We start from the raw sequence: 26,954 nt of genomic DNA on the forward strand, positions 1-26,954 counted from the left end.
TTATCTCCTGTAGGGCGATCAGCTGAGGGGAGTGCCTGCCGGGGGCACGAAGCCTTCGGGCAGACGACGGGTGGAACGGTCTCCCAGTTTTTGGAAGAGGCCGAATTCCACCTGTTCGCCGAGATCGGGATCGATGCCTGCGAACACGTCCCGGTAGAGGGTGCGAGCACCATGCCAGATGTGGCCGAAGAAGAAGAGGAGGGCGAAGGTGGCGTGACCGAAGGTGAACCAGCCGCGGGGTGAACTACGGAAGGTACCGTCCGAGTTATAGGTCTCGCGATCGAACTCAAAGGCTTCGCCAAGTTGAGACTTGCGAGCAAGACGCTTCACTTCCGCAGGGTCGGTGAAGGTTTGACCATCCAGAGCGCCGCCGTAAACGGTGGCCGTGATGCCCTGCTGTTCGAAGGAGTACTTCGCTTCAGCACGACGGAAGGGGATGTCTCCACGCACAATGCCGTCACTGTCTTCGAGAATCACAGGGAAGTTCTCGAAGAAGTTGGGCAGACGACGTACCTGAAGGTCGCGACCTTCTTTATCGGTGAAAGAGATGTGGCCCAGCCAGCCGGTGGGAAGTCCATCACCGTTCACCATGGGGCCGACGCGGAACAGACCACCTTTGGCGGGGCTGTTGCCGACGTAATCGTAGAAAGCCAGTTTCTCGGGGATTGATGCGTAGGCCTCAGAGGCTGTAGCACCTTGATCCATCGCCGTTTGTACGCGACGGTTGATTTCGGTCTTGAAGTAGCTCTGATCCCACTGATAACGAGTGGGGCCAAAGAGTTCGATCGGGGTGGCAGCAGCCCCGTACCACATCGTTCCGGCGACGATGAATGCTGCAAAGAACACAGCAGCAATCGCACTGGCAAGGACGGTTTCGATGTTTCCCATGCGAAGAGCCTTGTAGAGGCGCTCCGGAGGACGGGTGGTGATGTGGAAAATGCCGGCGATGATGCCAACAATTCCGGCCGCAATGTGGTGAGCGACGATTCCACCCGGGTTGAAAGGGTTGAATCCTTCAGGTCCCCAAGCAGGTTGGACGGGTTCGAGGTGGCCAGTGATGCCGTACGGATCGGAAATCCACATTCCCGGTCCAAACACACCGGTGAGGTGGAAAGCGCCGAAGCCGAAGCAGCCCAGACCTGCGAGCAGAAGGTGAATACCGAAGATCTTGGGGAGATCAAGGGCGGGCTCACCGGTACGGGGGTCCTGCCAGATCTCAAGATCCCAGAAGGTCCAGTGCCAGATGGCCGCGAGCATCAGCAATCCGCTGAAAACAATGTGCGCAGCGGCGACGCCTTCGAAGCTCCAGAAGCCGGGATCAACGCCGGTGGCGCCAGTGATGCTCCAGCCACCCCAGCTGTCCGTCACGCCCAAGCGGGCCATGAAGGGCATCACGAACATGCCCTGACGCCACATGGGGTTCAGGACTGGATCGGAGGGGTCGAAGATGGCGAGTTCATAGAGAGCCATCGAGCCGGCCCAGCCGGCAACGAGGGCTGTGTGCATGAGGTGCACGGCCAGTAGTCGGCCGGGGTCGTTGATGACGACCGTGTGCACCCGATACCAGGGCAATCCCATGGGTCAGGTTCGGGGGAACGGAGCTGCTAATGCAGCCAGACCCGGCGATCGTAGGCCGTTCGCTTCAAGACACGCGTCCAGCTGTCGCGAGCCGCAATGTCTGGGTCTCGCCTTTTTGGAGATCGAAGTTCTCGGCTCCGCGCCTGTCCTGGGATCGCAGCTGTCTTTCCTTGCCACGGTCAGGGGGGTTACAAAACGCAACCTCTGGGGACAAAGTGGTTGCGTTTCGGCGTGTCACAGCGCTTTTGCCTCGGAGGTCTCATGCCCGTTATTCGTTTCGTTCGCGAAGGTCGGGATGTGGAGTGCTACCCAGGCGAAAACCTGCGTGAGGTTGCGCTTCGCGAAGGCATCCAGCTCTACGGATTGAAAGGTCAGCTGGGCAACTGTGGCGGTTGCGGCCAGTGCATCACCTGTTTCGTCAAGGTTGAAGGTGACTCCTCTGAGCAGGCACTTAGTCGGCGAACAGCGGTTGAAGACGTGAAGCTCAAGCGCCGTCCAGAGGAGTGGCGTCTGGCTTGTCAGGCCTTGGTCGAGCAATCGGTGGTTGTGCTCACCAAACCTCAGACCTCGATGGCTGATCAGCAGAGGCGTGTGGCAGCTGCGTTGCAGGCGCCCTTGCCCTCTGGGCCTGTCGAATGGCCGCGTCCAGTTGGCGCTGATGACGACGAGGAAGATGCCGTCGAGGAGGGTGACGCGGAGGGCTCGGCCGATGCTGAGATGGATTCAGAGAAGGCTTCCCCGCCTGCTACGCCCGGTGACGACCGCTGATCGCTTCGCGTCAAAGCTTTCCGGACGGTGATACGTTCCAGCAGGTTCTTTCACGTTCATGGAAACCAACGATCTCGGCTTCGTAGCCAGCCTGCTGTTTGTTCTGGTGCCGACCGTCTTCCTGATCATTCTTTTCATCCAGACAAACAGCCGCGAAGGTTGATCACCTGCGGCTGTTGAACGTCTGGGGTGTTCAGCTCCAGGCCGTTGGGGTTTCTGGTGTCATTCAGCCCTGCTCCGGTTCTCTCACCAGGAGAACAGGCGCGGGGGCATGAACCCTGATGTAATCGCTCACAGAGCCACCCAGCAGTTTGTCGAGGTCTACGAGACCTCTGGCGACCAGAGGGCGTCGGTCTTGAGATGCCAAAACCACCAGATCAGCATTGATCTCTTCAGCAGCACGACACACTCCCTTGCCGATGTCTGTGTCGGTGACGTGGAGTGGTTTCAGGTCCACCCCGAATGTCCGCGCCCGTTGCACCGCTTTGTCGAGAAAGCTGTCAGTGGTCGTGGAGGCTCCGCGTGATGGCGTTGGCTCCTGCCTTGCCACGTGGACGCCGGTGAGTTGACCGCCAGGGATGTCACGCACCATTTCGCAGGCCAGCTTCAAAGCGTCATCGCCAACGCCTGTCCCATCAATCGTGACCATGATGCGATTGATATGTCTCACATACAGGTCGTCACGCACCAGAAGCATCGGACGTGTCGAGAGTTGAAAGACGTACTGGCTGGCACTGTTCGAAAGGATGGATTGCAGGCGCCCGAGGCCTCGCGAACCCATCACGATCAAGTCGACATTGAGTTCTTCGGCAACCTTCAGAACGGTCTGCTTGGCGTCGCCGTGGCGGATGATCGAATTGACTTCCTGGGGGTTGAGGCCAAGTTTTTCAATGGATGAGGACAGCAGGTTCCCGGCTTCGGACCAGTGTTCCTCGGACTCGTTTTTGCTTTGCTCCGTCACCACGTGCAGGAGGTTCACGCGAGCGGCCTTGAATGCCGGTAGGTCGCGCAGCATGTTGATCATTTCTCCGACATGGCCTTTGCCGGAGTCGGCGATTAAAAGGTTCTTGAACACGGCGAAATTTCAGCCTGTGCAGCAGCCTATGGCCGATTCCTACGTCCGGTAGACATGGTGAGTGAGAGCGTTACGGCCGCCTGGTGCTTGACCAAGCGTGTGCTTCCTCAGCACACCGATCACGGTGGCGTGATGTGGCATGGCGCCTATGTGGGATGGCTTGAGGAGGCAAGGGTGGAAGCCCTTGCTTCCACTGGGCTCCCTTACGAGCAGATGACCGCGGCAGGGTTGGAGATGCCGGTGGTCAATCTGCAAATCCGTTATCGAGAGGCGTTAAGGCTTGGTGACTCCGTTGTTCTGTCGAGTCGATCCGAGCCACAGAAAGGGGTTCGCTGGCCTTGGAGAACGCGCTTTCTGCGGCATGGGGTTTGTATCGCCGAGGCGCAGGTGGATCTTGTGCTGCTACGGATGGACTCCCGGCAGGTGCTGCGACGTCCACCTGAGTCCGTGGCCCAGGCCTTTGCACTTTTGCGGCAAGGCCATCAGACGTAGGTAGTAGTTTATTTGTACTAGTCCGGATTGGCTTTTGCGTTCCTGGTGGTGGTTGTGGTCGGCATGTCCCCAGATCGGGTCGACGCGAATGCGCCAGCTCGCTGCGGTTGCAGACGCGCTCCCCGAGGGGTGGCCAGAGCTTTGGCGTTGGCCACTGGAACGGTTCCGACGGGAGTTCTCTTGGCCTGAATCGGTGCTGACCAGCATTGATGCCTTCCGCTCGACGTGTGATGACGCGCAGCCTTACGAGGTGCCGGCTCAGGTGTTGTTGCCCTGTGATGACCTTTGGCCAACGCTGTTTGCTCGTTTGGAGCGGCCGCCGCTGTCTCTTCAATGGGAAGGTGAGGGGTGTTTGTTGCCCTGCATCGCATCTCAGCAGGCCGTCGCTGTGGTCGGCACGCGACGTCCCTCGTCCCATGGTCTGCGCATGGCCGAACGCATTGGTGAACTCCTGGCTCATGCGGGTTGGCCGGTGGTCAGTGGTCTGGCAGAAGGAATTGATGCCGCCTCTCATCGGGGCTGTTTGCGCAGTGGTGGTCGTCCTGTCGCGGTTCTTGGAACGCCTTTGCATCGTGTGTATCCACCCGAGCATCGTGCTCTTCAGGGGGCTGTGAGTCAGTCGGGGTTACTGGTCACTGAGCTTCGCCGCGAAACCAGGGTTCAGCGATCGAGCTTTGCGTTGCGGAATCGCTTGCTCGTTGCGTTGACTCGCGCTGTTGTTGTTGTGGAGTGCCCAAAAAGCAGCGGTGCGCTGCTCTCCGCGGCCATGGCCCAACGTTTGGGCGTGCCTGTGTGGGTGGTGCCTGGAGATGCGCTGCGCGATTCAGCGCGCGGTAGCAATGCACTGCTCCGTTCTGGAGCGCATGCGCTTCTGGATCCACAAGATTTGCTTGATGCACTGGGTCCTGGGCCAGTCAAAGCGGTGAGCCCTTCGCCAGTTGCGCGAGAAACGAAGACGGCCATGTCTCCTTCCATCGGCGATCTCCATAGGCAAGTGCTTGAGCTTGTGGATGCCGGCTCAACCCTGGAGGAGATGGCCCATGCGTTGAAGCTCGATTCACAGGCTGTGGCTGCGGAGTTGCTCAGGCTTGAGCTGGATGGTTTGCTTTTGGCGCAGCCAGGACTGCGCTGGAGACGGCTTTAGGTTTGTCGGATGGTCTCCCACCTTTGTTCCGGTGAAGAGCTGCTGGCTTGGCGTCGAGCTCAGCTTGCCCTCGGAGGCCGGTCTGTTGATCTCGACTGGCTCCTGGATCTGCAGGGCGAGCTGCGTTGGGCTGAGCTTCAGAGATTGCGACTGCGTCCAGAGTTAACGGTGTCGTTGGCCTGCTCTTTAGAAGCGCTTGCACACCTCTGGAGGCGACATCTGGATGGCCATGTTCCTTTGCAGCACCTCGTCGGCCGTTGCCCCTGGCGTGATCTGGATCTTCAGATCAGTGCCGCTGCCTTGATTCCACGACAGGAGACGGAGCTTCTCATCGACTTGGCATTGGAGCGTCTCCAGGATCCAGCCCTTGCGCCTCATCTGCGGGATAGACGCTGGGCTGATTTGGGCACAGGAAGCGGTGCGATGGCAGTCGCTCTGGCTCGTGCGTTGAGGGGATGGCATGGCCATGCCGTTGATCTCAGCCCTGCGGCCCTGGATCTTGCCCGGATCAATTGCCAGCGCTTGGCGCCGGAAGGTGGGTGCCAATTGCATCTGGGCCATTGGTGGACGCCGCTGCGTCCTTGGTGGGGGCAGTTCAATCTCGTGGTGTCCAACCCTCCCTACATTCCCTCCAAAGTGGTCGATGCGCTTGAGCCTGTGGTTCGAGACCATGAGCCTCGCCAGGCGCTCTGCGGTGGTGCAGATGGTCTTGATGCTTGTCGGGAGATCGTGGAGCTTGCTCCTCAGGCGTTGGCTCCAGGGGGGTGGCTGCTCATTGAGCATCACCATGATCAGAGTGAACAGGTGCTTCAGTTGATGGAGTCCTCTGGACTGGTTGCTGCCGAGGCCCGCTGTGATCTTGGCGGTGTGAAGCGTTTCGCCATGGCCTGTCGAGAGCCCAGATCGTCCGTCACGTTGCCTCCCTCTGCATGACCACCGACGCATTGCCTTGGCTGCAGGTTGATGAGATGGCACTCCATCTGAACCAAGGTGGAGCGGCTTTGCTTCCCACTGACACGCTGCCGGCTCTGGCGGCTGCACCTGACCACGCGGCTCAGGTTTGGAAGCTGAAGCAACGTCCACAGGACAAGCCGCTGATTCTGATGGCGGCGGATGTCGATTCGCTTCTCAGTCTCACCACCGATGAGGTGCGTCTGGATGCTGAACCACTGGCGCATCGTTACTGGCCTGGTGCCCTCACTCTGGTGTTGCCGGTTGAGGGTGAGCAATACGCCGGGCTCAATCCCGGAATGAACATGCTGGGCTTGCGCATTCCTGCCTGCACAGCGACGCGCGAACTGTTGCGAGCCACAGGTCCCCTCGCCACCACGAGTGCCAATCGATCAGGGGTGCCAGCCAGTCAGAACGAAATGGAAGCCTCCACGGCTTTTCCGTCTTTGCCTCTTCTGGGGCCGCTTCCCTGGTCCACTCCTTCAGGTCAAGCCAGCACAGTGATTGCTTGGTTATCTCCTGGGAAGTGGCATTTGCTGCGCCAGGGCGCTGTGATGGCGAATGAGATCAACGGATCCCCCCCATGCTCTGGCTGATCGGACTTGTGCTTGTGCTTCAAGCAGCGTTCCACTGGATGCTGGAACCCATCATCCAAGCAGTGACGCCATGGTTCGAGCTCAAGTTCATGCCCTGGCTGTTGGCTGGCATAGGACTGTGGCTGCTGTCTGGTGGGAAAGACGTAGATGATCCGTCTTGAAGACAGGGCTGGACGGGATCAGAAAGCCGGCTGACGGATTTGAACCGACGGCCTTCGCTTTACAAAAGCGCTGCTCTACCACTGAGCTAAGCCGGCAATGGGGGAACTGTACCGGTGCACATCTCCTCGAGAGGCTTGGATCGTTGCATCCACCAGAGCGTGAGTTGCAACCGAGATCTGCAGCCTGTTTTGTTGAGCGCACTGCTGATATGACTTTCCACTGTCCGAACGCTGATCAGTCGAGCGTTAGCGATGGAACGGTTGCTCATGCCCTGGAGCAACAAGTTGAGAACCGCGACTTCGGCTGGTGTGATGTTGAAATTGGCCATGCTCGGGGGAATGAGTGTTGAAAGCATTCCCCGGCGAGCCGTGATCAATCAGGTGTGCTTGTCGCCAGTGAACGTCGGATGGGCAGGTTCGCCACCAAAGCGGTGACGCGATCTTCGGTTTCAAGACTCACATCACCTTCCTCCAGATCGATGTCGACATACTTGGCTACCACTTCAAAGATCTCCCGTCGCATCTGATCCAGCTGTTCTGGGCTCAGATCACTGCGGTCATGCGCCAGAACCAACTGGAGGCGTTCTCGCGCAGTGGTCGCACTGGCCGGCTGCCGTCGCACAATTTTGTCGATGAGGTCGCGCAAGTTCATAACGGTCAGAAGATCTTGGTTTGGATCAAACGGCGCACCTTGGCGCGGAATCCGCGACGCCCTTCTCGGGCCGGATCCATGAGCGGGATGTCTTCTCCTTGAAGACGTTGGGCGATGTTTCCGTAGGCCTTAGCGGCCGGTGAACCACTCCCATTCAGGGTCAAGGGTTCTCCTCGGTTGGTGCTGACGATCACCTGTTCATCCTCAAGGACCAGGCCCAGCAAAGGCAACGCCAGGATGTCGGTGACATCGTCAACGGCCAGCATGTCCTGACTGGCCATCATCTTGGGCCGCACCCGATTGAGCACGAGCTGAACGGGTGAAACGCCGTGGGTGTTGAGCAAACCGATCACACGATCGGCGTCCCGCACGGCGGACACTTCGGGCGTCGTGATCACGATGGCTTCTTTGGCCGCGGCGACAGCGTTCTTGAACCCGTCCTCGATGCCTGCCGGGCAATCGATCAGAACGTAGTCAAAGCGTTCAGAGAGCATCCCCGCAATGGTTTGCATGTCTTCGGGCTTCAGCCACTCGAGCATGCGTGGGTTGCCTGCCGGCAGCAAGGCCAGGTTCGGCTCCTGCTTGTGCTTCACCAACGCCTGATCCAGGCGGCAGGTCTCAGCCAGCACTTCTTGAGCTGTGTAGACGATCCGATTTTCCAGGCCGAGCAGGAGATCGAGGTTCCTTAGGCCGAAGTCGGCGTCTAGGACAACAGTGCTGGCGCCTTGCCTGGCCAGGGCAATGCCCAGATTGGCTGTGAGGGTTGTCTTGCCGACACCCCCTTTTCCCGAGCAGATCAGGATCGTTCGCGAATTGGTCACGGGGTCCCGGTTGGTCGAGTCACATTAATGGCATCAACCGATTGCGTCTTTCTGCAGCCGTGGTGGCTGCAATGCTGAAAAAGGAGCCTTGGCAGCTTCGATGGTGATCGCTCCATCACGTACGCAGGCCTGTTCCGCCAGTCCTTCTTGCGGTGTTTCCTCCGGCCCCCTGGCGACGAGATCGGCGATCCTCAGCTGCAGAGGCCTGAGCTGAAGCGCCACGATCCGTGCAGATTGATCACCGTTCCGCCCGGCATGCGCACGACCGCGCAGTCGTCCCCAGACGTAAACATCGCCGTCCGCGGAAACCGATCCACCAGGATTCACATCACCCACCACCAGTAGGTGACCGTGGGTTTCCAAGTGATCTCCTGATCGCAGCGTTCCCTGATGGATGCTCAAAATCTGACTCTTCCCATTCTCATGATTCATCGGTGGGTCCCGATGATCTGCGCTCTCAAGGGCTTGTCTAGATTTCAGTCCTAGAGCCGCTGCGCTGATCAGGGTCTGCTGGCAATGGCTGGTGACCAGCTGCAGCTCATGGCCGGTGTATTCAAAAACTTCAAGGATCGATGCAAAGTCTCTGCAGGTGAGCGACCAGTCGCAGGTATCGAGGTCGATGGGTCCAACTGGCATGGAGGCGAGCTGGGCAGGGAGCCACTGCTGCCAGGCATTGGTCTGGAACGGTGGGAGTTGGAGACGCAAGCTCGGCTGTGGAATGGAATCGACGTTCATGGGCGAACGCTAGATCGATTCGCTGGGCCTAGAGCGTGTTGGCGTGGGCTTCGCGCAGTTCGTCAGTGATTTCACGGGGGTGAATCAGCCAGGCTGTGTCCGCTGGTGTCGCCAGGCTGTTCACCAGGGGTGAGCACTGTTCCAGAGCCTGCAGATTGTGCCCATCCCAAAGCCTCAGACCGCCGCGATACGGGTGGTATCCATAAATCTGATGATGACGCAGGCCGCAGCAGAGTTCCGGGTCCAAACCAGCGCGGTCGGCACTGGTTTGGGCTTTGGCCAAAAGCTCCAACTGCAAGGAAGCAGACAACTGACTGACATCGAGGGCTTTGAGCAGACGGCGGTTGATAAAACGGTCGCAAAGCTCTGCGAGCGGCTCGGGGGCCTCATCTCTCCAGCGCTGGAGGTGATAGCCCGTTCGGATGTCGTCATTGGCGAGATAACGATCCAGGTCCAGTTCCGAGGACTCCCACAACCAATCCCGCATTGTTGCGTCGGCCCAGATGCGATCGGGCCCTAGTCGTCTGGCCTGACGGATCAACTGCTCCAGCAACCAATTGCAGACCACGTTCAGGCGGTGGTTGTAGACGCTTCGATACATCAGGTTCCGGACCACCAGGTAGTGCTCTACGGCCATGAGGCCCTTTGGATGAATCGCCATTTCCCCATCGGGGGCCAGAGTGATGGCGGCCAGAATCCGTTCCAGATCCAGTTGGCCATAGCGGGCGCCCGTGCTGTAGCTGTCGCGCAGCAGATAATCGAGCCGGTCGCAATCCAATTGGCTGCTCACGAGCGCCTTGATCACACCGCGTTTGGAGCGGCCATGCTCCAGCAGGTCGGCCACGGCATCCGCTGTTCCTGCCGCAAAAGACTCCAGCGGCGTTCGGATCTGAGGATGGTCGCGAACGATTCGCGCGGACCATTGCTCGTGGTGCGTGCCGAACATCTCCTCGCCGGTGTGGCTGAGGGGGGCATGGCCGAGATCATGCAGCAATGCGGCTGCGTAGAGCACACCTTGTTCGGATTTGAGCGAAGGGTCGAGTTCGATCAGCCGGCCCATGGCGCGGCGTGCGATGGCGAAAACCCCAAGAGAGTGTGTGAACCGACTGGACTCTGCGCCGTGGAAGGTGAGAAATGCTGGTCCGAGCTGACGGATGCGGCGAAGTCTCTGAAACGGGGCTGAATCAACCAGGGAAAGCACCATGGCCTCCGCTGGCTGATCCGTGTCAAGGCTGATCCCATGGTGCAGAGGATCGTGATAAGTCCTGGTGGACATTCAGCTCAGTTCCTCGTCAACACCTTCGACCGGCGGGGATGGTGGTTCCTCTGCCACCTGATTGGCCTCCTGGTCGATCAGAGACTGGAGCATGCGTTCTGCATCGCTGAGCCAGCGATCACCTTCGCCGCCTGGGTTGAGCGGTTCGGGCCCATCGAGGGTTTTGTCCGGTGTGATGCCTTGGCCCTGGATGTCGCGTCCGCTTGGCGTCACATAGCCGGCCACAGTCACAGCGAGGCCACTCCCATCACTGAGATTGGTGAGCGTCTGGATGAGCCCTTTCCCGAAGGTGTTGCTGCCCAGAAGCAGGGAACGGGCATCGTCCTGGAGCGCGCCGGCAAGGATTTCACTGGCGCTTGCTGTCCCCCCATTCACCAGAGTCACCATCGGCCCCGAATACAGAATCTCCGGCCCCGCCTGAATCGGATCGGCGATTCCCTCGCGATTGCGGGTCTCCACGATGGGCTGCTGATCCAGAAAAGCGTCGGCCACCGCTAGGCCTGCACTGACCAATCCGCCTGAGTTGTTGCGCAGATCCAGGACCAAGCCTTCCACGCTTTTATCTGAGAGATCCTCAATCGCTTCACGGACCTGATCGGGAACGCTCTCACTGAATTGTGTGATGCGGATGTACCCGAGTGTGTGCGCATCACTGCGAAGGCGACGGGTTCGCACAGGACGCAAGTCGATGTTGCGGCGTTCCAGGGTCAGCTCCAGTGGCTCTTCTTCCTCCGGTGGCAGAAGTGTGAGGACCACCTGGGACCCGACCGATCCCCTCAGGCGGGCAGCCGTTGCCTCAAGGCCGAGCGTCTCCACCGATTCACCATTGACTGCCAGCACTTCCGTGCCACTGACCACGTCAGCCTCAGCAGCAGGAGAATCCTCCAATGGAGCGATTACCACAATGGCGTTGCTGTCTTGTCGATGTCCCAGTTGAAGCCCGACGCCACTCAGGCTTCCTTCGTTACTGGCCTTCATGACGGCATAGTCATCAGGACGCAGAAGCCGGGTGTAGGGATCGTCGAGCGGTAACAGCATCGTTTCAATGGCGCTGTAAGCCTGCTCGCTGGTTTCGATCGTGTTCTCAAGAGCCTTTTGACGGAGGCGTTTCCAGCGGATTCGATCGAACTGGTCCGGGTCCAGATATCCCTGGTTCACCAGACGCCAGCTTTCCACCACCAACTGCTGCGCATCGTTCAGTGCAACTGCGGAAGGACTAGCCATCAGCAGGATCAGTGTGATCGCCATTACTCCAGAGGCCAGACGCCGCAGGCGATCTGACCACCCGTTAACAGTCGGCAACATTGGCTTCATCCCAGCGCGCAACAGGAACGTCATCAGTAGACTCTCGCAATCCAAGCCCACCTCTGCATGGCGAACTCCTCACCTGTCTACGACTGGTTCCAGGAACGTCTTGAAATTCAGGACATTGCTGATGACATCAGCACCAAGTACGTGCCCCCGCACGTCAACATCTTTTACTGCCTGGGCGGGATCACCCTTGTGTGCTTCCTGATCCAGTTCGCGACAGGTTTCGCGATGACCTTCTATTACAAGCCCACTGTGGCGGAGGCCTACAGCTCCGTTCAGTACTTGATGACGGACGTGAGCTTCGGCTGGTTGATCCGCTCGGTGCATCGCTGGAGCGCCTCGATGATGGTGCTGATGCTGATCCTTCACGTCTTCCGCGTCTATCTCACCGGTGGTTTCAAGCGTCCTCGTGAGCTGACCTGGGTGACCGGCGTCACCATGGCTGTGATCACTGTTTCCTTTGGTGTGACCGGTTACTCCCTTCCTTGGGATCAGGTCGGTTACTGGGCTGTGAAAATCGTGTCCGGAGTCCCCGCTGCCATCCCTGTTGTCGGCGACTTCATGGTTGAGCTGCTTCGCGGTGGTGAGAGTGTTGGTCAGTCGACTCTCACTCGCTTCTACAGCCTGCACACTTTCGTGATGCCCTGGCTGCTTGCTGTGTTCATGCTCATGCACTTTCTGATGATTCGTAAGCAGGGCATTTCCGGTCCCTTGTGATCCATTTCAGTCTCTGAGCTTCACGCTTTCAGAGTCGTTGATCTGATTAAGGTTCCAACAACACCCATTTGATCCATGCACATTCTTAAGAAGCCGGATCTCTCAGATCCCAAGATGCGCGCCAAGCTCGCCAAGGGTATGGGCCACAACTATTACGGTGAGCCAGCCTGGCCAAACGATCTGCTCTACATCTTCCCGGTCGTGATCCTGGGAACCATTGCTTGCATCGTTGGCTTGGCTGTTCTCGATCCCGCCATGCTGGGTGACAAGGCTGATCCCTTCGCAACCCCTCTGGAAATTCTCCCTGAGTGGTACCTCTATCCGGTGTTCCAGATTCTGCGTGTGGTGCCCAACAAGCTTCTGGGCATTGCTCTTCAGACTCTGATTCCTCTGGGTCTGATGCTGGTTCCCTTCATTGAGAGCTTCAACAAGTTCCAGAATCCGTTCCGTCGCCCTGTGGCCATGGCTGTGTTCCTCTTTGGCACTGCCACCACGATCTACCTCGGAATTGGTGCCGCTCTGCCCATCGACAAGTCTCTGACTCTCGGCTTGTTCTGATCAGGTTTTGGTCTGATCAAGTTCGATTTGCTCATCCCATCAGCCCGGCAAATGCCGGGCTTTTTTTTGGGTTGTTTCGACACCACTGCATCAGTCCCCTGGCTTGGAGCCCAACGCTCGTTGTTCTGATCGTCAGCTTGAGCAGAATTAAGACAGTGAGCTGCTTTCTGCGTTGGTCTCGCCGGGTTCTGGCACGGCACCATCATCCAGATCCAGCAACAGAACGTCGTCCGGCTTCACGCGAAGGAAGTGATGGAGGAGCAGAAATCCCACAATGGTCCAGGTTTGGTAGGTCCTGGACTGTTGTCCGACCCAAGTACCAGTTGGGCCATCGAAGTACTCCGCCCATTGCTGTCGGGGGAGCTGATTGAGATGACTCCAGTACGACTCCTCCAAGAGTGCCTTCATCTGTCCCATCAGCAGCACATCGGCATGGGGGTGACGACGTTCATGGAGAAGGATCGAACTTCCGAAGAACCACAGCAGGCTGGGCCAGTGACCACCGTTGTGGTAGCTCCATGGCCAGTTCTTGGGATCAGAGCCTGTCTTGTTCTGCCATTCGAGACTGTCCATGGGTGGATGACAGATCCGCATGGGCATCTCAGCCATGAGATGGTCGCGGTTGTGCAAGGTGAGCCTGAACAGTGCACGTTGCTGAGGCGCTGTCAGCAGGCCGAACAGGCAGCCAAGTGAATTGCCGAGGCTGTAGAACCTGAAATCGGGTCTGCTGGTTCGCATGTTTCCGATCAGATAGCCACCGCGGTTTTCCAGCCAGTCCTGCAACCAGTCAGGAATCACCTGAGGTTGAACATTGAATTCGTTCTGGTGCTGGTTCTCTCCGTACTGTTCCGTTGGTCGACGACGCAGCACCTGCATGGTCTTGCTGGTGACCCAATAATGCTTGAGCAGAAACTGGCGCAGGTCGTGCACCCACTGGCGTGTAAGCACCAGCCGTTGATCCAGAAGTCGGCTGCCCTGATGCTTTCTCCCCAGTTCCATCAGCTGGGTGCAGCAACGCAGTGATCCATACAGGAGCACTTCCACTTCCAATGGAGCGCCCCAGACATCCATGGGGCGATCAATCATGAACGCACAGTCCGGAACGAAGAGAACCGGAGTGCCTTCGAAGGTGGGGTGAAGCACCAGATCCAGAAGTAGTTGCACACCGCGTTGCACGGCCTGACTTGAGGCGAACTCTTCGTCTCCGCTTGATTTCACATACATCCAGCAGAGCACTGGCCACCACAGGCTGGCGTCCACGGACGTGATGCGTCCGATCGAACGCTGTCCGTAGTCAGCGATGAGCTGTCCTTCCTCTTCCACGAAGGATGTTGGGAAGACACCACGCGTCTGATAGGTGGTGCTTTGCAGATCCAGACAGATACTCAGGAACTGGCGAACGATGTCAAATCGCTTTTGGGTCAGCAGGTAGACCATGACGGGAACGTTGTCCCGCAGGAAGATTTCGCCGTAGTTGGCAGCTTCGTCGTGGCGTGGATGTTCCAGTGCGGCAACACTTCCGGCCAGCTGGCCTTTCACGGGGATCAAGGTCCGCTCGAAGTGCTCACGTGCCTTCTGCACCACTTGATCTTCCTTGGAGCTTGGACGCACACGCTGGTTCTGCTGGCTGAACCGTCCTGCCATGACTGCACTCCATTCATCTGAAACGTAGTGACGGCGACAGATGCCGGCAGTGGAAGCAACCCTTGAGATAGGTAAAGGGGTTGCGAAGTAGATGGTGAAGGGGTTATGGTTTTGGACTGCGCGGGGGGCTAAAGCCTGAAGCGCAGCTTCTAAACGTGAAGAGCGCGAGCTTGTAGTGTTTGGAAGTGCTTACGAGGCCAAGAGGGAGCAATCCCACGGTGTTGTAAGTTTCAAAAGCGGTCGCAAGACTGCACCGCCAACCGTTCCTGAGAGGGGGCGCGAAGGCAGCTTCTAAACGTGAAGAGCGCGAGCTTGTAGTGTTTGGGAGTGCTTACGAGGCCAAGAGGGAGCGATCCCACGGTGTTGTAAGTTTCACAAGCGGTCGCGAGGCCGCACCGCCAACCGCTCCTGAGAGGGGGCGCGAAGGCAGAACCTGGACAATCGAAAAGTTTAGGAACTGACGCTTTCATCGCGTCAAGGACCGCGAGATACATCGTTTGATGTGTGTTGCGGGATTTGATGAAAGAGCGATGAAGGTGTGAGGTCCCGTCAACAATTATTCGTTGCAAAGAAGCATCGTGCTTACAGCTTGAAAGTTTTCACGAGCTTTTGAGTTGTCGGTGTGCGCGATGTGGAGCAACAACCGGATCTGAGATCCTGGAAAGTCATTGAAAGAGAAATCTAGAGATGCACTCTTAAGAACCCTTTTGTGTCAGCGAAAGGAGGCCTCAACTGTTGCGAGTGAAAACTGAGCAATGGGTGACGCAAATCATTTTGAGGACGTGAGAACGTCTAAGAGGAAATGATCTACAACGGAGAGTTTGATCCTGGCTCAGGATGAACGCTGGCGGCGTGCTTAACACATGCAAGTCGAACGAACCTTCGGGTTAGTGGCGGACGGGTGAGTAACGCGTGGGAATCTGCCCTCAGGAGGGGGATAACGGTTGGAAACGGCCGCTAATACCCCATATGCCGAGAGGTGAAATGAATTTCGCCTGAGGATGAGCCCGCGTCTGATTAGCTAGTTGGTGAGGTAAGAGCTCACCAAGGCATCGATCAGTAGCTGGTCTGAGAGGATGATCAGCCACACTGGGACTGAGACACGGCCCAGACTCCTACGGGAGGCAGCAGTGGGGAATTTTCCGCAATGGGCGAAAGCCTGACGGAGCAACGCCGCGTGAGGGATGAAGGCCTCTGGGCTGTAAACCTCTTTTCTCAAGGAAGAAGATCTGACGGTACTTGAGGAATAAGCCACGGCTAATTCCGTGCCAGCAGCCGCGGTAATACGGGAGTGGCAAGCGTTATCCGGAATTATTGGGCGTAAAGCGTCCGCAGGCGGCCCTTCAAGTCTGCTGTTAAAACGTGGAGCTTAACTCCATCATGGCAGTGGAAACTGTTGGGCTTGAGTGTGGTAGGGGCAGAGGGAATTCCCGGTGTAGCGGTGAAATGCGTAGATATCGGGAAGAACACCAGTGGCGAAGGCGCTCTGCTGGGCCATCACTGACGCTCATGGACGAAAGCCAGGGGAGCGAAAGGGATTAGATACCCCTGTAGTCCTGGCCGTAAACGATGAACACTAGGTGTCGGGGGAATCGACCCCTCCGGTGTCGTAGCCAACGCGTTAAGTGTTCCGCCTGGGGAGTACGCACGCAAGTGTGAAACTCAAAGGAATTGACGGGGGCCCGCACAAGCGGTGGAGTATGTGGTTTAATTCGATGCAACGCGAAGAACCTTACCAGGGTTTGACATCCTGCGAATCTCTTGGAAACGAGAGAGTGCCTTCGGGAACGCAGTGACAGGTGGTGCATGGCTGTCGTCAGCTCGTGTCGTGAGATGTTGGGTTAAGTCCCGCAACGAGCGCAACCCACGTCTTTAGTTGCCAGCATTTAGTTGGGCACTCTAGAGAGACCGCCGGTGATAAACCGGAGGAAGGTGTGGATGACGTCAAGTCATCATGCCCCTTACATCCTGGGCTACACACGTACTACAATGCTACGGACAAAGAGCAGCAAGTTCGCGAGGACAAGCAAATCTCATAAACCGTGGCTCAGTTCAGATCGTAGGCTGCAACTCGCCTACGTGAAGGAGGAATCGCTAGTAATCGCAGGTCAGCATACTGCGGTGAATACGTTCCCGGGCCTTGTACACACCGCCCGTCACACCATGGAAGTTGGCCACGCCCGAAGCCGTTACTCCAACCCTTGTGGAGGAGGACGTCGAAGGTGGGGCTGATGACTGGGGTGAAGTCGTAACAAGGTAGCCGTACCGGAAGGTGCGGCTGGATCACCTCCTAACAGGGAGACAACACAATGATTTTGATGCCTGAGTACTTTTATTCTTAGGCCGAAATCCTGTCACCTTAGGTCGATCGGTACCTCAGCATTAAGAGCAGTAATTGATGAGCAATTATCAAGAGACTGAAGGAGATGTTCAGTTCCTAAACTTTGTCTAGGTCACACCCCACAAGGGTTGAGTCTTCCTGGGCCATTAGCTCAGGTGGTTAGAGCGCACCCCTGATAAGGGTGAGGTCCCTGGTTCAAGTCCAGGATGGCCCATTCGGTGTTGGGGGTTTAGCTCAGTTGGTAGAGCGCCTGCTTTGCAAGCAGGATGTCAGGAGTTCGAGTCTCCTAACCTCCACTGTCCGAACTTAATCTCCATCTTCTGAATTATGGAAGGTGAACTCGATGGCGTGTGATTTAGATGTGTCCGCTGGCATGAACTCAGCTTCCTGTCATTCTAAGTGAAGAGTTTTTCTCTGAATTTGGTTGATAAGATGCTGGGCTCGAACTGAGCAATCAGTTGGATGTCTAGCAGAACCTTGACAACTGCATAGGTGAGTCTGGAAAGAATAAAGCATCTCTCATGGATGCATCATTCTTTTTTGAGGATGATGTTAATTCTTGAGCAAGAGCCGAGACTCCATCACGTTCTTCTGATTGTGTCGAGCAATCAGGAGTTTGATTATTGATTTAGGAATAAATCAGTGAGAATCCGTTTCAACGACGGCAAGCGTGTTGGAGATTATATGGTCAAGCTACAAAGGGCTCACGGTGGATACCTTGGCACACAGAGGCGATGAAGGACGTGGTTACCTGCGATAAGTCTCGGGGAGCTGGAAACACGCTTTGATCCGGGAATTTCCGAATGGGGCAACCCTTAATACGGCCAGCTGAATCCATAGGCTGGCGCGAGCCAACCCAGCGAACTGAAACATCTTAGTAGCTGGAGGAAAGGAAAGTAAAAACGACTCCCTAAGTAGCGGCGAGCGAACGGGGAAGAGCCTAAACCAATAGTTTCGACTATTGGGGTTGTGGGACAGCAATGTGGAAAAGGAATGTTAGTGGAAGTGTTTGAAAGACACACCACAGAGGGTGAAAGTCCCGTACACGAAAACTGAACTGACCTAGCTGTATCCCGAGTAGCACGGAGCACGTGAAATTCCGTGTGAATCTGCGAGGACCACCTCGTAAGGCTAAGTACTCCTGTGTGACCGATAGCGAAACAGTACCGCGAGGGAAAGGTGAAAAGAACCCCGGGAGGGGAGTGAAATAGAACATGAAACCGTGAGCTTACAAGCAATGGGAGCCCTACTTATAGGGTGACCGTGTGCCTGTTGAAGAATGAGCCGGCGACTTATAGGCACTGGCGGGTTAAACCGGAAATGGTGGAGCCATAGCGAAAGCGAGTCTGAATAGGGCGTTTGTCAGTGTTTATAGACCCGAACCCGGGTGATCTAACCATGGCCAGGATGAAGCTTGGGTGATACCAAGTGGAGGTCCGAACCGACTGATGTTGAAAAATCAGCGGATGAGCTGTGGTTAGGGGTGAAATGCCAATCGAACCCGGAGCTAGCTGGTTCTCCCCGAAATACGTTGAGGCGTAGCGTCTCGTGCTCCAGCAGGGGGGTAAAGCCACCATTTCGGTGCGGGCTGCGAGAGCGGTACCAAATCGAGATGAACTCTGAATACCCTGTGTGTAGCGAGGCAGTCAGACTGTGGGGGATAAGCTCCATGGTCGAGAGGGAAACAGCCCAGACCGCCAGCTAAGGTCCCCAAATCAACACTAAGTGATAAAGGAGGTGGGATTGCCCAGACAACCAGGAGGTTTGCCTAGAAGCAGCCATCCTCAAAGGAGTGCGTAATAGCTCACTGGTCGAGCGATCCTGCGCCGAAAATGAACGGGGCTAAGTGTTGTACCGAAGCTGCGGATTTATGGTAGGGGAGCGTTCTATGTGGGGCGAAGCGTTAGCGTGAGCGGGCGTGGACTGCATAGAAGTGAGAATGTCGGCTTGAGTAGCGAAAACATGGGTGAGAATCCCATGCACCGAAACCCTAAGGGTTCCTCCGGCAGGCTCGTCCGCGGAGGGTTAGTCTGGACCTAAGGCGAGGCCGAAAGGCGTAGTCGATGGATAACAGGTCAACATTCCTGTACCGGTTATGTTTTGGGAAGAGGGACGGAGAAGGCTAGCCAAGCCAGATGTTGGTTACTGGTTCAAGCGTTCAAGGCGTTGAGGAGCGGCGAAAACGTTCCGAGCTGAGGCGTGAGTACGAGCTGCTACGGCAGCGAAGTTGGTGATGTCAAGCTTCCAAGAAAAGCTCTATACCCGTTAAGGCATAACTGCCAGTACCCGAAACCGACACAGGTGGGGTGGTAGAGAATACCGAGGTGCGCGAGGTAACTCTCTCTAAGGAACTCGGCAAAATGGCCCCGTAACTTCGGGAGAAGGGGTGCCACCGCAAGGTGGTCGCAGTGAAGAGGCCCTGGCGACTGTTTACCAAAAACACAGGTCTCCGCTAAGTCGCAAGACGATGTATGGGGGCTGACGCCTGCCCAGTGCCGGAAGGTTAAGGAAGCCGGTCAGCGTAAGCGAAGCTGGCGACTGAAGCCCCGGTGAACGGCGGCCGTAACTATAACGGTCCTAAGGTAGCGAAATTCCTTGTCGGGTAAGTTCCGACCCGCACGAAAGGCGTAACGATCAGGGCGCTGTCTCGGAGAGAGGCTCGGCGAAATAGAATTGTCTGTGAAGATGCGGACTACATACACCCGGACAGAAAGACCCTATGAAGCTTTACTGTAGCTTGGTATTGTGCCCGGGCTCTGAATGCGCAGGATAGGTGGGAGACGTTGATCTCGTGCTCGTGGGTACGAGGGAGTCAATGGTGAGATACCACTCTTTCAGAGCTAGGGTTCTAACGTTCACCCGTTATCCGGGGAGCGGACAGTATCAGGTGGGCAGTTTGACTGGGGCGGTCGCCTCCTAAAAGGTAACGGAGGCGCGCAAAGGTTTCCTCAGGCTGGTTGGAAATCAGCCGACGAGTGCAAAAGCAGAAGGAAGCTTGACTGTGAGACCTACAAGTCGAACAGGGACGAAAGTCGGCTTTAGTGATCCGACGGTTCTGAGTGGAAGGGCCGTCGCTCAACGGATAAAAGTTACTCTAGGGATAACAGGCTGATCTCCCCCAAGAGTTCACATCGACGGGGAGGTTTGGCACCTCGATGTCGGCTCATCGCAACCTGGGGCTGAAGTCGGTCCCAAGGGTTGGGCTGTTCGCCCATTAAAGCGGTACGCGAGCTGGGTTCAGAACGTCGTGAGACAGTTCGGTCCATATCCGGTGTATGCGTAGGAATATTGAGAGGATTTCTCCCTAGTACGAGAGGACCGGGAGGAACGCACCTCTGGTGTACCAGTTATCGTGCCAACGGTAAACGCTGGGTAGCCATGTGCGGAGTGGATAACCGCTGAAAGCATCTAAGTGGGAAGCCCACCTCAAGATGAGTATTCCCATGGGGTAACCCAGTAAGGTCACGGGAAGAACACCCGTTGATAGGCTCTACGTGGAAGTCCAGCAATGGATGCAGCGGAGGAGTACTAATAGACCGAGGGCTTGACCATTCATTTGGCTCTTGTCTGAGGCAAGTTTTATTCGATTCTGACCATCACTTTGAAGCGAAAGTGGAAGGTGATGACCTATGCAGTTCTCAGGGTTCACTCCTTGAGAATGTTTTCTATCCTGGTGTCCATGGCGCTGTGGTCCCACTCCGATCCATCTCGAACTCGGTTGTGAAACGCAGCAGCGGCGACGATATTTGGGGGGTAGCCCCCTGAGAAAATAGCTCGATGCCAGGTAAAACATTCTGATCACTGCTGTGATCCAAAGAAAGCCACCCCGCGATGGGGTGGCTTTTTTTGTGCCCATTGATTGTGCATAAACCTGATGGGAAGGCCAGGGTTATGGCATCAGGTCGTGGAAGCTTTGAATCAGATCATGCTGGCCGGGGTCTTGATGGGGGTTGCCAGGTCGAAGGCAGAAGGTTGTGCGTAATCCTGCGGAGAGGGCTGCATCGCACTCTCCGGGATGATCACTGATGAAGAGAGCAGATTCTTCTCGTGTGTTGAGGGTTCGGCAGATCTTGGTGTAACTCTCAGTTTTTAACTTTGGCCCCGTGCGTGTGTCAAACCAGTGGCTGAATCTGTCGCTAATGTCTCCTTGGCTTGTGTGTTCATAGAGCAGTTTCTGCGCTTGCACACTTCCTGAAGAGTAGACAGCCAAGGTCATTCCTTTATAGGTCCATGCATCAAGGCTGGGCAACACATCGGCGAATAACTGTGTTGTCAGTTCTCCGGATTCGTAGCCTTGTTTCCAGATGATTCCCTGAAGTTCTTTCAGGGCGGTTGATTTTCTGTCTGACTTGATCAGATGCTGAAGGTATTCAGCAACTTGTGCATTCGATGGTGGAGATTGATTCGCAATGGCCAGCATCTGCTGGCAGGTCGGATCTGAATCCTTATGCCATTCGTCAATTGCCTCCTGGAGGATGTTGGCAATTGTTGGCTCGTCTCTTCCTCTTTCGAGCGTTTGGTTTAAGTGCGCTTGTGCATAGGGAAAGAGTGTTTTCGCGACGAAATCCACTGGGCACGTGGTTCCTTCGATATCCAGCAGAATGACTTGGATCACAAGCGGTTGGTGACGAGAGTTTGTCTCCAGGCGAGCTCCAGGAGGAACTCATGGATCTCAGTATGGCGACGGGCCTGCTGAAGATCAGCTCCCCAGGCATAGAGACCATGGCCCGAAACAAGCAAGCCATGGGGTGCTTGTTCAAGCCGTTGACCCGCCGTTTCACTCAACGTTTCAAGATTCTGGTCATTGTTGATGATTGGCAGCTCAATGCTGGTGGCGTGCGTGTTGATGCCCTGCAGGCCTTTCAGCATTTCCCAGCCCTCGAGGACGAGAGATCCTTGATCTAGAAATCTTCTGGAGAGCCATGTGGCATTGATGGAATGCGTATGCAGAACGGCGCCAGCACCGCATTGCTCAACAATGCGCAGATGCATCAGTGTTTCAGCGCTGGCTCGTCCGTTGCCTTTCATCACCTTCCCTTCGCCGTTCACAACGATCAGATCACCTCTGGTGACAGTGCCTTTGTCGACGCCACTCGGCGCCATCAGCAGTTGCAATGGCTCGCGATCGACCACAACACTGAAATTTCCCCCTGTTCCATCGCACCAGCCTCTCCGGTGCAGCGCTTGCATGGTGGAGATCAGCGCACTCGCCTGGTGATCGGCAGACATGGACCAAGGGCTTGGCTTTCAGTTTCCGTCCTATCGCAAGCTTTGCCTAGCTCTGACAGGTGGGGCACCAATGGGTGCTGCGCCCTGCCAGTTTGATTCGTTCGATGGGGGTTCCGCAGCTCAGACACTCCTTGCCAGTTCGCCTGTAGACAGCGGCCTGGCCTCCATAGTTTCCATTCACACCTTCCAAATCACGGAAGTCGCTGAAGGTGGTTCCGCCGACGCCAATGCTGATCTCCAATACGTGAACCAAGCTGTCGCGCAATTTCTCCAATTGTTGGCGATTGAGGCGACCCGCTGGCGTTTGAGGTGCGATGCCTGCGACGAACAAGCTTTCGTCGGCGTAAATGTTGCCCGTGCCCGCCACCAGTGATTGATCCAGAAGTGCCGCTTTGATCGATCGTGTGGATCCTTTCAGTTCGCGCTGAAGGTAGCTGGCGTTAAAGGCATCACTGAATGGTTCGGGACCCAGTCGTTTCAGGCCAGTGATCACCGAGTCGATGGGTGTGCCGTTAGGCACCCACCACATTTCCCCGAAGCTGCGCATATCAACGAAACGCAGTTCCTGACCCTGCTCGTTCCAAAAGCGAGCACGGGTGTGTTTGCAGGGATCACTGGGCTCGTCATGCCACTGGAATTGACCGGTCATGCGCAGATGAACGCCCCACACACCGCTGGCTTGATGGGTGCCTGGTTTATGAAGCGAGGCCATCAGGTATTTGCCTCGACGAGTCCATTCACCGACACGTTGGCCTCGGAGGCCATCACAGAACGTGATGATCCCTCCCGGGCTGGCTACAGCCCGTTCACGAAGGATTTCAACCTGTTGGATGAGAAACGAATCAAGACGGCTCGCTAATCCGCGGCGAACCGTCTCAACTTCCGGAAGTTCCGGCAAGACTCAAGCGGGCTCGAGTTCGGACATCGCAAAGTTGTTGGTGTTGATGCCACCGTCGGTGCCCTGTAGGCCGTTGTAATTGACCTGTTCAAAGCGGACCACAACGGGATAGCGGATTCCGGAGGTGTCAATCGACGCCACCTTGCCCACTTCGTTGAACCAGAAAGACTCAGGGCGCTTGATGCGCACCATGTCACCGCGGGAGATCGCCATCGCTGCGCTGGAACTCGGCTGCATGCAGAGCGTATCGCCGTGTCTCCCGTTCAGGGATCGAGCGACACACAATGTCGTCCTGCACTTGAAGAAAGTGTTCTGTGCCATGGCAGCATCCAGCCTTCGGTGCGTTGCTGACCTTGCTACCCACACAACCTGAGCCGCCTGTGCTGGAGCTGGATCTTCCCGATCCTGAGCAGGATGACATCAGCACCATGGAGTTTCTGGCTCGGCTTGAGCAGGCCTGGGCGGTCTGTGACAAGTTCGACCTGCAAACCGAAATCTGGCGCGGACGCATCCTCAAGGCTGTGCGCGATCGCGAAAAGCGAGGTGGAGAGGGGCGTGGCGCTGGCTTCCTGCAGTGGTTGCGCGAGCGAGAGATCAGCAAGACCCGTGCCTATGGCTTGATTCAGTTGGCGGAGTCCGCTCAGGAAATGTTGGGTGAGGGCGTTTTGGAGGAGAGCAGTGTCAATCAGTTCTCCAAGCGGGCCTTCATGGAAACGGCCCAGGCGGCTCCCGAAGTGCAGTTGATGATTTCGGAAGCCGCCAATGAGGGCCAGGAGATCACCCGTAAACAGGTGCGACGTCTCACCGATGAGTTCACCGCAGCCACCAGTCCCCTTCTCCCTGAAGAAATTCGTCAGCGCACCCAGGAGAACTTGCTTCCACCGAAGGTTGTCGCGCCTCTGGTCCGCGAACTGGCGAAATTGCCTGAGCCACAGCAGGACGACCTGCGCAAGGTGCTTCGCGATGAACCGGAGCTGGAGCGCATCAAAGACGTGACGCACACTGCGCGATGGATCACCAAGGCGACCGAATCCGGTGAGGCGGTGCGTGCCTTCCAGCAGGGTGAGTTCGATCTGGAAAAAGCCATGCAGGAAGCACAGCGTCTTGATGCCCTTGGGCTTCTTGCTGATGCCGTCGGACAGGCTCAGGCACTGGAATCAGCGGTTCTCAAATTGCATACGTCATGGCGCCGATTGGGCGGCCTGCAAGAGCGTCTTTGGGTGGAGAGCGGCAGCAGCACGCCTTATCTCCGGGATGTTTTGTCTGCGCTGCAAAGCCTGAGTGGAGCCACGCTCCGCGTTTCGCTTGGTGAATTGGCAGGTGGCAAACGTGTTCGTCTGCAGTTGGTGGAGGAATCGCCTGACCAGCTGGAACCCCCGCCTATTCCCTAGATCTGGTGCTCAGTAAGCTAAAGACGCCATCCATGGTGTGTCTTGGATCTGCTTCTGGATGCGCTGGAACGCCATTACGGCTGGGATGACTTCCGTCCTGGACAGCGTCCAGTGGTCGAGTGTCTGCTGCGTGGCCAGGACTGTCTCGCAGTGCTTCCGACTGGAGGGGGCAAATCCCTCTGTTATCAATTGCCTGCCCTAGTTCGCTCAGGGCTTGTGGTGGTGATTTCGCCTTTGGTCGCCCTGATGGAGGACCAGGTGCTGCAGCTGCGTCGTCGTGACATCGCCGCGGCCTGTCTGCACGGCGGTATCGAGCCCGATCGACGCCGTGAGATTTTGCGCCAGCTCTCTGATGGTGATCTCCGTCTGCTGTATCTCGCCCCCGAGCGGCTGCAGGGAGAAGCGACACGTTCAATCCTTCAAGAGCACGCCGCAACGGGCCAGCTGGTTGCTTTTGCCGTGGATGAAGCTCATTGCATCAGTGCCTGGGGGCACGACTTCAGGCCCGACTATCGGCGTCTCGGTCAACTCAGAGATCTGTGCCCGGGGGTGCCGATGGTGGCCCTCAGTGCCACCGCCGCACCTCGGGTCAGGGCCGACATTCTGCGCCTTCTGCATCTGAGGCGACCTCTGATTCAGGTCGGTTCTGCACGCCGCGACAATCTGCACTACGCCATGCGTCGTCGGGCGAAAGATCCCTTGCCCGATGTGATGGAGGCTCTTGAGCAGGCCCGTGGCGCCTGCCTGATTTATGCCCGCACGCGCCGGTCTGTGGAGCAGTGGACGGAACGTCTCTGTGCCAATGGTGTCCAGGCCATTGCCTATCACGCTGGTCTTGAGCCTGATGTGAGACAGCGCGCTTTGGCACATTTTCTCGAGGCCGAGGCCCCCGTACTGGTGGCCACAGTGGCGTTCGGGATGGGTGTGGATCGATCCGATGTGGGTCTTGTTTTGCATCTGGATCTGCCCAGCACTCCTGAGGGCTATCTGCAGGAATCCGGGCGGGCCGGGCGTGATGGTCGCCCTGCCCATTGCCTGGTTCTCTTTTCTCCCAGGGACCGCACCAGTCTTGGCTGGGCCATGCAGAACGCGCTTAGGCGTGCCTCCGGGACGGATGCGGTGGAGGAGGCGCGGCGGATTGAACTGGCGCAGCAGCAGTTGCGTCGTATGGAAGCTGTAGCCGAAGGCGAGCACTGCCGAGAGCAATCCCTTCTGCTGTCAGTCGGCGAATTAGTGCCTCCCTGCGGTCGTTGTGACCGATGTCTTTCGCAGGCGCCACGTTTGGATTGGTCCGATGAAGCCAAAGCGGTGCTCGAATGCCTCGCCCAGGAGCACGGGACTGATGCCCGCAGCTTGAGCGACCGTCTCAATCTGGAGGAAGGTCGTGCACCGCACTGGGGTTGGTTAACGCGACGATTGGTTCAGGAGGAACTGATCCACGAAAGCAACGACGGCAGTCAGCGGTTGTATCTCAAGGACAGTGGCCGACGCTTTCTGCGTCAGCCCTGGCCTTTGCATTACGCAGCTTGAGCGCAGCTCAGCTCTTGATGGCTGAGCAGCGATCCTTCACGAGGGCGCGTTCAAACTCGGTCTGGGGTGCGATCCAGCTTTTCCACATGCCGTTGGCGCCCGTCACGTTGATTTTTTTCGCCGAACAGTTCACGGCAACGTAAAGGGACTGTCCCTCTCCATTGAGGGTTGGTGCCACCTCGCTGCCAGCCATCGACTGCCAGTTGCCCCAATCGACTTGGAGGGGGCCGTAGGTTCTCCAGGAGGCTTGTTTGGGCTCGACGCTGGTGCTTGGTGCTGTAGTGGCGGCAGCGGTCACCACCGGTTCCTTGGCAACGGTTTCGGTGACCACCGCTTCTGTTGTCACCGTCTCTGTGGCCACAGCGTCAACCGAGTCCCCTGAACCTTCAGATGCTTGCGAGGCTGGCACTGAATCTCTGGGACCCGATGTTGTGTCCAGCTGCGGTTGGCTGGAGCGCAGCATCAGTTGGGTGCCCACTTTCACCTGGTTGGGATTGGCGATGGCGTTGATGCTGATCAGAGACGCCATTGGGATGTCGTAAGCCTTGGCGATCTGCGTGAGGGTCTGACCCCGCGCCACGGTGTGTGAGGTGGCGTTGGGATCGGCCTTGATCGGGGCGGGTTGAACGCGCGCAGTCGCTCGGGGTGCAGCTTGAGGAAGCACCGCATTGCTTGGCAGTTTCAGTGTTTGACCGATTTCCACGTGATCGGCACTGGGCAAGGCATTCAGCACGATCAGCTGACGTTCCGAAACCCGATACTGCGCTGCGATTCCGCTGAGGGTGTCGCCGGATCGCACGGTGTGGCGACCCGAGCCAGCACTGACGGTTCCGGGAATTCGTAGCCGCTGGCCTGCCTGCACGAAATCAGAATCACGCAGTCCGTTCAGACGCATCAGGCTGTTGACGGAGACTCCGTAGCGAGCCGCGATGTCGGACAGGGTCTCACCTGATTTGACGGTCACCGATGCCGCATGGCCTGCCAGGGGCGAAAGGGCCAGCAAGGTCAGGATGGTGAGGAGGGTGCGGCGCATGCGTCTCCGGTGGCTGGGCGAACCATAAGGTGCCTCCGGCTTGATGCCAGTCC

The 26,954-nt window shown here is 57.2% G+C and carries 25 protein-coding genes, 3 tRNA genes and 3 rRNA genes; 16 read left to right on the forward strand and 15 right to left on the reverse strand.

Going from position 1 to position 26,954, the window contains the following annotated elements:
* Positions 1-18: 18 nt before the first annotated feature.
* A complete protein-coding gene (gene psbB, locus SynNOUM97013_RS02680) occupies positions 19-1,578 on the reverse strand; it encodes a photosystem II chlorophyll-binding protein CP47 (RefSeq protein WP_186480668.1) in 1,560 nt (519 codons plus the stop codon).
* A 261-nt stretch (positions 1,579-1,839) separates the two neighbouring features.
* Here psbB and SynNOUM97013_RS02685 point away from each other — a divergent pair, with 261 nt between their 5' ends.
* Together SynNOUM97013_RS02685 and psbM are read left to right on the forward strand one after the other, a co-directional pair.
* Positions 1,840-2,346, forward strand: a complete 507-nt coding sequence (locus SynNOUM97013_RS02685; RefSeq protein ID WP_186480669.1) for a 2Fe-2S iron-sulfur cluster-binding protein — start codon at positions 1,840-1,842, stop codon at positions 2,344-2,346.
* 58 nt (positions 2,347-2,404) lie between these two features.
* The gene (psbM, locus tag SynNOUM97013_RS02690; RefSeq protein ID WP_006042119.1) at positions 2,405-2,509 is read left to right on the forward strand and encodes a photosystem II reaction center protein PsbM; all 105 of its coding nucleotides are present in this window, start codon (positions 2,405-2,407) and stop codon (positions 2,507-2,509) included.
* A 63-nt stretch (positions 2,510-2,572) separates the two neighbouring features.
* Here psbM and SynNOUM97013_RS02695 read toward each other — a convergent pair whose 3' ends face one another.
* A complete protein-coding gene (locus SynNOUM97013_RS02695) occupies positions 2,573-3,421 on the reverse strand; it encodes a universal stress protein (protein WP_186480670.1) in 849 nt (282 codons plus the stop codon).
* 54 nt (positions 3,422-3,475) lie between these two features.
* Here SynNOUM97013_RS02695 and SynNOUM97013_RS02700 point away from each other — a divergent pair, with 54 nt between their 5' ends.
* The 5 genes from SynNOUM97013_RS02700 to SynNOUM97013_RS02720 all read left to right on the forward strand — a co-directional run bounded on the left by SynNOUM97013_RS02700 (position 3,476) and on the right by SynNOUM97013_RS02720 (position 6,765).
* A complete protein-coding gene (locus SynNOUM97013_RS02700) occupies positions 3,476-3,913 on the forward strand; it encodes a thioesterase family protein (protein WP_186480671.1) in 438 nt (145 codons plus the stop codon).
* Positions 3,914-4,001: 88 nt separating this feature from the next.
* Complete coding sequence (locus SynNOUM97013_RS02705; RefSeq protein ID WP_186480672.1) at positions 4,002-5,057, forward strand: DNA-processing protein DprA; 1,056 nt, start codon at positions 4,002-4,004, stop codon at positions 5,055-5,057.
* 9 nt (positions 5,058-5,066) lie between these two features.
* A complete protein-coding gene (prmC, locus tag SynNOUM97013_RS02710) occupies positions 5,067-5,990 on the forward strand; it encodes a peptide chain release factor N(5)-glutamine methyltransferase (RefSeq protein WP_186480673.1) in 924 nt (307 codons plus the stop codon).
* Positions 5,987-6,604, forward strand: a complete 618-nt coding sequence (locus SynNOUM97013_RS02715) for a Sua5/YciO/YrdC/YwlC family protein (RefSeq protein WP_186480674.1) — start codon at positions 5,987-5,989, stop codon at positions 6,602-6,604. Before prmC ends, SynNOUM97013_RS02715 begins: the two co-directional genes overlap by 4 nt.
* On the forward strand, positions 6,592-6,765 hold the full coding sequence (locus SynNOUM97013_RS02720; RefSeq protein WP_186480675.1) for a hypothetical protein: 174 nt from the start codon (positions 6,592-6,594) through the stop codon (positions 6,763-6,765). The genes SynNOUM97013_RS02715 and SynNOUM97013_RS02720 overlap by 13 nt, the downstream gene beginning before the upstream one ends.
* A gap of 24 nt (positions 6,766-6,789) precedes the next feature.
* Here SynNOUM97013_RS02720 and SynNOUM97013_RS02725 read toward each other — a convergent pair.
* The 7 genes from SynNOUM97013_RS02725 to ctpZ all read right to left on the reverse strand — a co-directional run bounded on the left by SynNOUM97013_RS02725 (position 6,790) and on the right by ctpZ (position 11,554).
* Positions 6,790-6,861, reverse strand: a tRNA-Thr gene (locus SynNOUM97013_RS02725).
* Positions 6,852-7,121, reverse strand: a complete 270-nt coding sequence (locus SynNOUM97013_RS02730; protein ID WP_370586444.1) for a response regulator transcription factor — start codon at positions 7,119-7,121, stop codon at positions 6,852-6,854. Before SynNOUM97013_RS02730 ends, SynNOUM97013_RS02725 begins: the two co-directional genes overlap by 10 nt.
* A gap of 17 nt (positions 7,122-7,138) precedes the next feature.
* Positions 7,139-7,417 (reverse strand): cell division topological specificity factor MinE, encoded by a 279-nt coding sequence (gene minE, locus SynNOUM97013_RS02735; protein ID WP_186480677.1) that lies wholly within the window; start codon positions 7,415-7,417, stop codon positions 7,139-7,141.
* Positions 7,418-7,422: 5 nt separating this feature from the next.
* A complete protein-coding gene (gene minD / locus SynNOUM97013_RS02740; protein ID WP_186480678.1) occupies positions 7,423-8,238 on the reverse strand; it encodes a septum site-determining protein MinD in 816 nt (271 codons plus the stop codon).
* A 33-nt stretch (positions 8,239-8,271) separates the two neighbouring features.
* On the reverse strand, positions 8,272-8,943 hold the full coding sequence (gene minC, locus SynNOUM97013_RS02745) for a septum site-determining protein MinC (protein ID WP_255442915.1): 672 nt from the start codon (positions 8,941-8,943) through the stop codon (positions 8,272-8,274).
* A 58-nt stretch (positions 8,944-9,001) separates the two neighbouring features.
* Positions 9,002-10,249, reverse strand: a complete 1,248-nt coding sequence (locus SynNOUM97013_RS02750; protein ID WP_186480680.1) for an HD domain-containing protein — start codon at positions 10,247-10,249, stop codon at positions 9,002-9,004.
* Positions 10,250-11,554, reverse strand: coding sequence for a carboxyl-terminal processing protease CtpZ (gene ctpZ, locus SynNOUM97013_RS02755; protein WP_186481377.1), 1,305 nt, complete (start codon positions 11,552-11,554; stop codon positions 10,250-10,252).
* Between the two features lie 66 nt (positions 11,555-11,620).
* Between ctpZ and petB the strand changes: the two genes are divergently transcribed.
* Together petB and petD are read left to right on the forward strand one after the other, a co-directional pair.
* Complete coding sequence (gene petB / locus SynNOUM97013_RS02760; RefSeq protein ID WP_011128825.1) at positions 11,621-12,277, forward strand: cytochrome b6; 657 nt, start codon at positions 11,621-11,623, stop codon at positions 12,275-12,277.
* Between the two features lie 75 nt (positions 12,278-12,352).
* Complete coding sequence (gene petD, locus SynNOUM97013_RS02765) at positions 12,353-12,835, forward strand: cytochrome b6-f complex subunit IV (protein WP_186470167.1); 483 nt, start codon at positions 12,353-12,355, stop codon at positions 12,833-12,835.
* Between the two features lie 147 nt (positions 12,836-12,982).
* On the opposite strand, the gene SynNOUM97013_RS02770 is transcribed toward petD, so the two are convergent.
* Entirely contained in the window at positions 12,983-14,479 is a 1,497-nt protein-coding gene (locus tag SynNOUM97013_RS02770; protein WP_186480681.1) for a glycoside hydrolase 100 family protein, read from the reverse strand.
* A gap of 809 nt (positions 14,480-15,288) precedes the next feature.
* Here SynNOUM97013_RS02770 and SynNOUM97013_RS02775 point away from each other — a divergent pair.
* From SynNOUM97013_RS02775 to rrf, 5 genes are all read left to right on the forward strand, one after another.
* Positions 15,289-16,773, forward strand: a 16S ribosomal RNA gene (locus tag SynNOUM97013_RS02775).
* Positions 16,774-16,960: 187 nt separating this feature from the next.
* Positions 16,961-17,034: transfer RNA gene (locus SynNOUM97013_RS02780), tRNA-Ile, on the forward strand.
* A gap of 9 nt (positions 17,035-17,043) precedes the next feature.
* Positions 17,044-17,116, forward strand: a tRNA-Ala gene (locus SynNOUM97013_RS02785).
* Between the two features lie 390 nt (positions 17,117-17,506).
* A 23S ribosomal RNA gene (locus SynNOUM97013_RS02790) occupies positions 17,507-20,372 on the forward strand.
* A 117-nt stretch (positions 20,373-20,489) separates the two neighbouring features.
* Positions 20,490-20,606: ribosomal RNA gene (gene rrf, locus SynNOUM97013_RS02795) — 5S ribosomal RNA — on the forward strand.
* Together the 16S, 23S and 5S rRNA genes with 2 tRNA genes alongside form the textbook arrangement of a ribosomal RNA operon.
* 103 nt (positions 20,607-20,709) lie before the next feature.
* Here rrf and mtnC read toward each other — a convergent pair.
* Genes mtnC through SynNOUM97013_RS02815 form a run of 4 tightly spaced genes read right to left on the reverse strand, consistent with a single transcriptional unit; the run spans position 20,710 to position 23,160 of the window.
* The gene (gene mtnC / locus SynNOUM97013_RS02800) at positions 20,710-21,435 is read right to left on the reverse strand and encodes an acireductone synthase (RefSeq protein WP_186480682.1); all 726 of its coding nucleotides are present in this window, start codon (positions 21,433-21,435) and stop codon (positions 20,710-20,712) included.
* Positions 21,432-22,049, reverse strand: a complete 618-nt coding sequence (mtnB, locus tag SynNOUM97013_RS02805) for a methylthioribulose 1-phosphate dehydratase (protein ID WP_186480683.1) — start codon at positions 22,047-22,049, stop codon at positions 21,432-21,434. The genes mtnC and mtnB overlap by 4 nt, the downstream gene beginning before the upstream one ends.
* A 46-nt stretch (positions 22,050-22,095) precedes the next feature.
* The gene (locus tag SynNOUM97013_RS02810) at positions 22,096-22,947 is read right to left on the reverse strand and encodes a DNA-formamidopyrimidine glycosylase (RefSeq protein ID WP_186480684.1); all 852 of its coding nucleotides are present in this window, start codon (positions 22,945-22,947) and stop codon (positions 22,096-22,098) included.
* A gap of 3 nt (positions 22,948-22,950) precedes the next feature.
* Positions 22,951-23,160, reverse strand: a complete 210-nt coding sequence (locus tag SynNOUM97013_RS02815) for a photosystem I reaction center subunit IV (protein ID WP_186480685.1) — start codon at positions 23,158-23,160, stop codon at positions 22,951-22,953.
* A gap of 101 nt (positions 23,161-23,261) precedes the next feature.
* Here SynNOUM97013_RS02815 and SynNOUM97013_RS02820 point away from each other — a divergent pair, with 101 nt between their 5' ends.
* Positions 23,262-24,338, forward strand: a complete 1,077-nt coding sequence (locus tag SynNOUM97013_RS02820) for a hypothetical protein (RefSeq protein WP_255442916.1) — start codon at positions 23,262-23,264, stop codon at positions 24,336-24,338.
* A gap of 42 nt (positions 24,339-24,380) precedes the next feature.
* Positions 24,381-25,868 carry an ATP-dependent DNA helicase RecQ gene (locus SynNOUM97013_RS02825; protein WP_186480686.1) on the forward strand — a complete coding sequence of 496 codons (1,488 nt, stop codon included), beginning with the start codon at positions 24,381-24,383 and terminating at the stop codon, positions 25,866-25,868.
* Between the two features lie 7 nt (positions 25,869-25,875).
* Here SynNOUM97013_RS02825 and SynNOUM97013_RS02830 read toward each other — a convergent pair whose 3' ends face one another.
* The gene (locus SynNOUM97013_RS02830; RefSeq protein WP_186480687.1) at positions 25,876-26,901 is read right to left on the reverse strand and encodes a LysM peptidoglycan-binding domain-containing protein; all 1,026 of its coding nucleotides are present in this window, start codon (positions 26,899-26,901) and stop codon (positions 25,876-25,878) included.
* Between the last annotated feature and the right edge of the window lie 53 nt (positions 26,902-26,954).

Origin of the sequence: Synechococcus sp. NOUM97013, from assembly GCF_014279815.1 — a bacterium.
In the GTDB taxonomy this organism is placed as follows: Bacteria; Cyanobacteriota; Cyanobacteriia; order PCC-6307; family Cyanobiaceae; genus Synechococcus_C.

Coding starts and splice junctions, on each gene's coding strand:
- petD (WP_186470167.1), top strand. CDS start 12,353: ATGCACATTCTTAAGAAGCCGGATCTCTCAGATCCCAAGATGCGCGCC.
- SynNOUM97013_RS02750 (WP_186480680.1), bottom strand. CDS start 10,249: ATGTCCACCAGGACTTATCACGATCCTCTGCACCATGGGATCAGCCTT.
- prmC (WP_186480673.1), top strand. CDS start 5,067: ATGGTCTCCCACCTTTGTTCCGGTGAAGAGCTGCTGGCTTGGCGTCGA.
- SynNOUM97013_RS02685 (WP_186480669.1), top strand. CDS start 1,840: ATGCCCGTTATTCGTTTCGTTCGCGAAGGTCGGGATGTGGAGTGCTAC.
- psbB (WP_186480668.1), bottom strand. CDS start 1,578: ATGGGATTGCCCTGGTATCGGGTGCACACGGTCGTCATCAACGACCCC.
- mtnB (WP_186480683.1), bottom strand. CDS start 22,049: ATGTCTGCCGATCACCAGGCGAGTGCGCTGATCTCCACCATGCAAGCG.
- SynNOUM97013_RS02815 (WP_186480685.1), bottom strand. CDS start 23,160: ATGGCGATCTCCCGCGGTGACATGGTGCGCATCAAGCGCCCTGAGTCT.
- ctpZ (WP_186481377.1), bottom strand. CDS start 11,554: ATGTTGCCGACTGTTAACGGGTGGTCAGATCGCCTGCGGCGTCTGGCC.
- SynNOUM97013_RS02705 (WP_186480672.1), top strand. CDS start 4,002: ATGCGCCAGCTCGCTGCGGTTGCAGACGCGCTCCCCGAGGGGTGGCCA.
- SynNOUM97013_RS02830 (WP_186480687.1), bottom strand. CDS start 26,901: ATGCGCCGCACCCTCCTCACCATCCTGACCTTGCTGGCCCTTTCGCCC.
- minE (WP_186480677.1), bottom strand. CDS start 7,417: ATGAACTTGCGCGACCTCATCGACAAAATTGTGCGACGGCAGCCGGCC.
- SynNOUM97013_RS02730 (WP_370586444.1), bottom strand. CDS start 7,121: ATGCTTTCAACACTCATTCCCCCGAGCATGGCCAATTTCAACATCACA.
- SynNOUM97013_RS02720 (WP_186480675.1), top strand. CDS start 6,592: ATGCTCTGGCTGATCGGACTTGTGCTTGTGCTTCAAGCAGCGTTCCAC.
- SynNOUM97013_RS02715 (WP_186480674.1), top strand. CDS start 5,987: ATGACCACCGACGCATTGCCTTGGCTGCAGGTTGATGAGATGGCACTC.
- SynNOUM97013_RS02770 (WP_186480681.1), bottom strand. CDS start 14,479: ATGGCAGGACGGTTCAGCCAGCAGAACCAGCGTGTGCGTCCAAGCTCC.
- SynNOUM97013_RS02700 (WP_186480671.1), top strand. CDS start 3,476: ATGGTGAGTGAGAGCGTTACGGCCGCCTGGTGCTTGACCAAGCGTGTG.
- petB (WP_011128825.1), top strand. CDS start 11,621: ATGGCGAACTCCTCACCTGTCTACGACTGGTTCCAGGAACGTCTTGAA.
- psbM (WP_006042119.1), top strand. CDS start 2,405: ATGGAAACCAACGATCTCGGCTTCGTAGCCAGCCTGCTGTTTGTTCTG.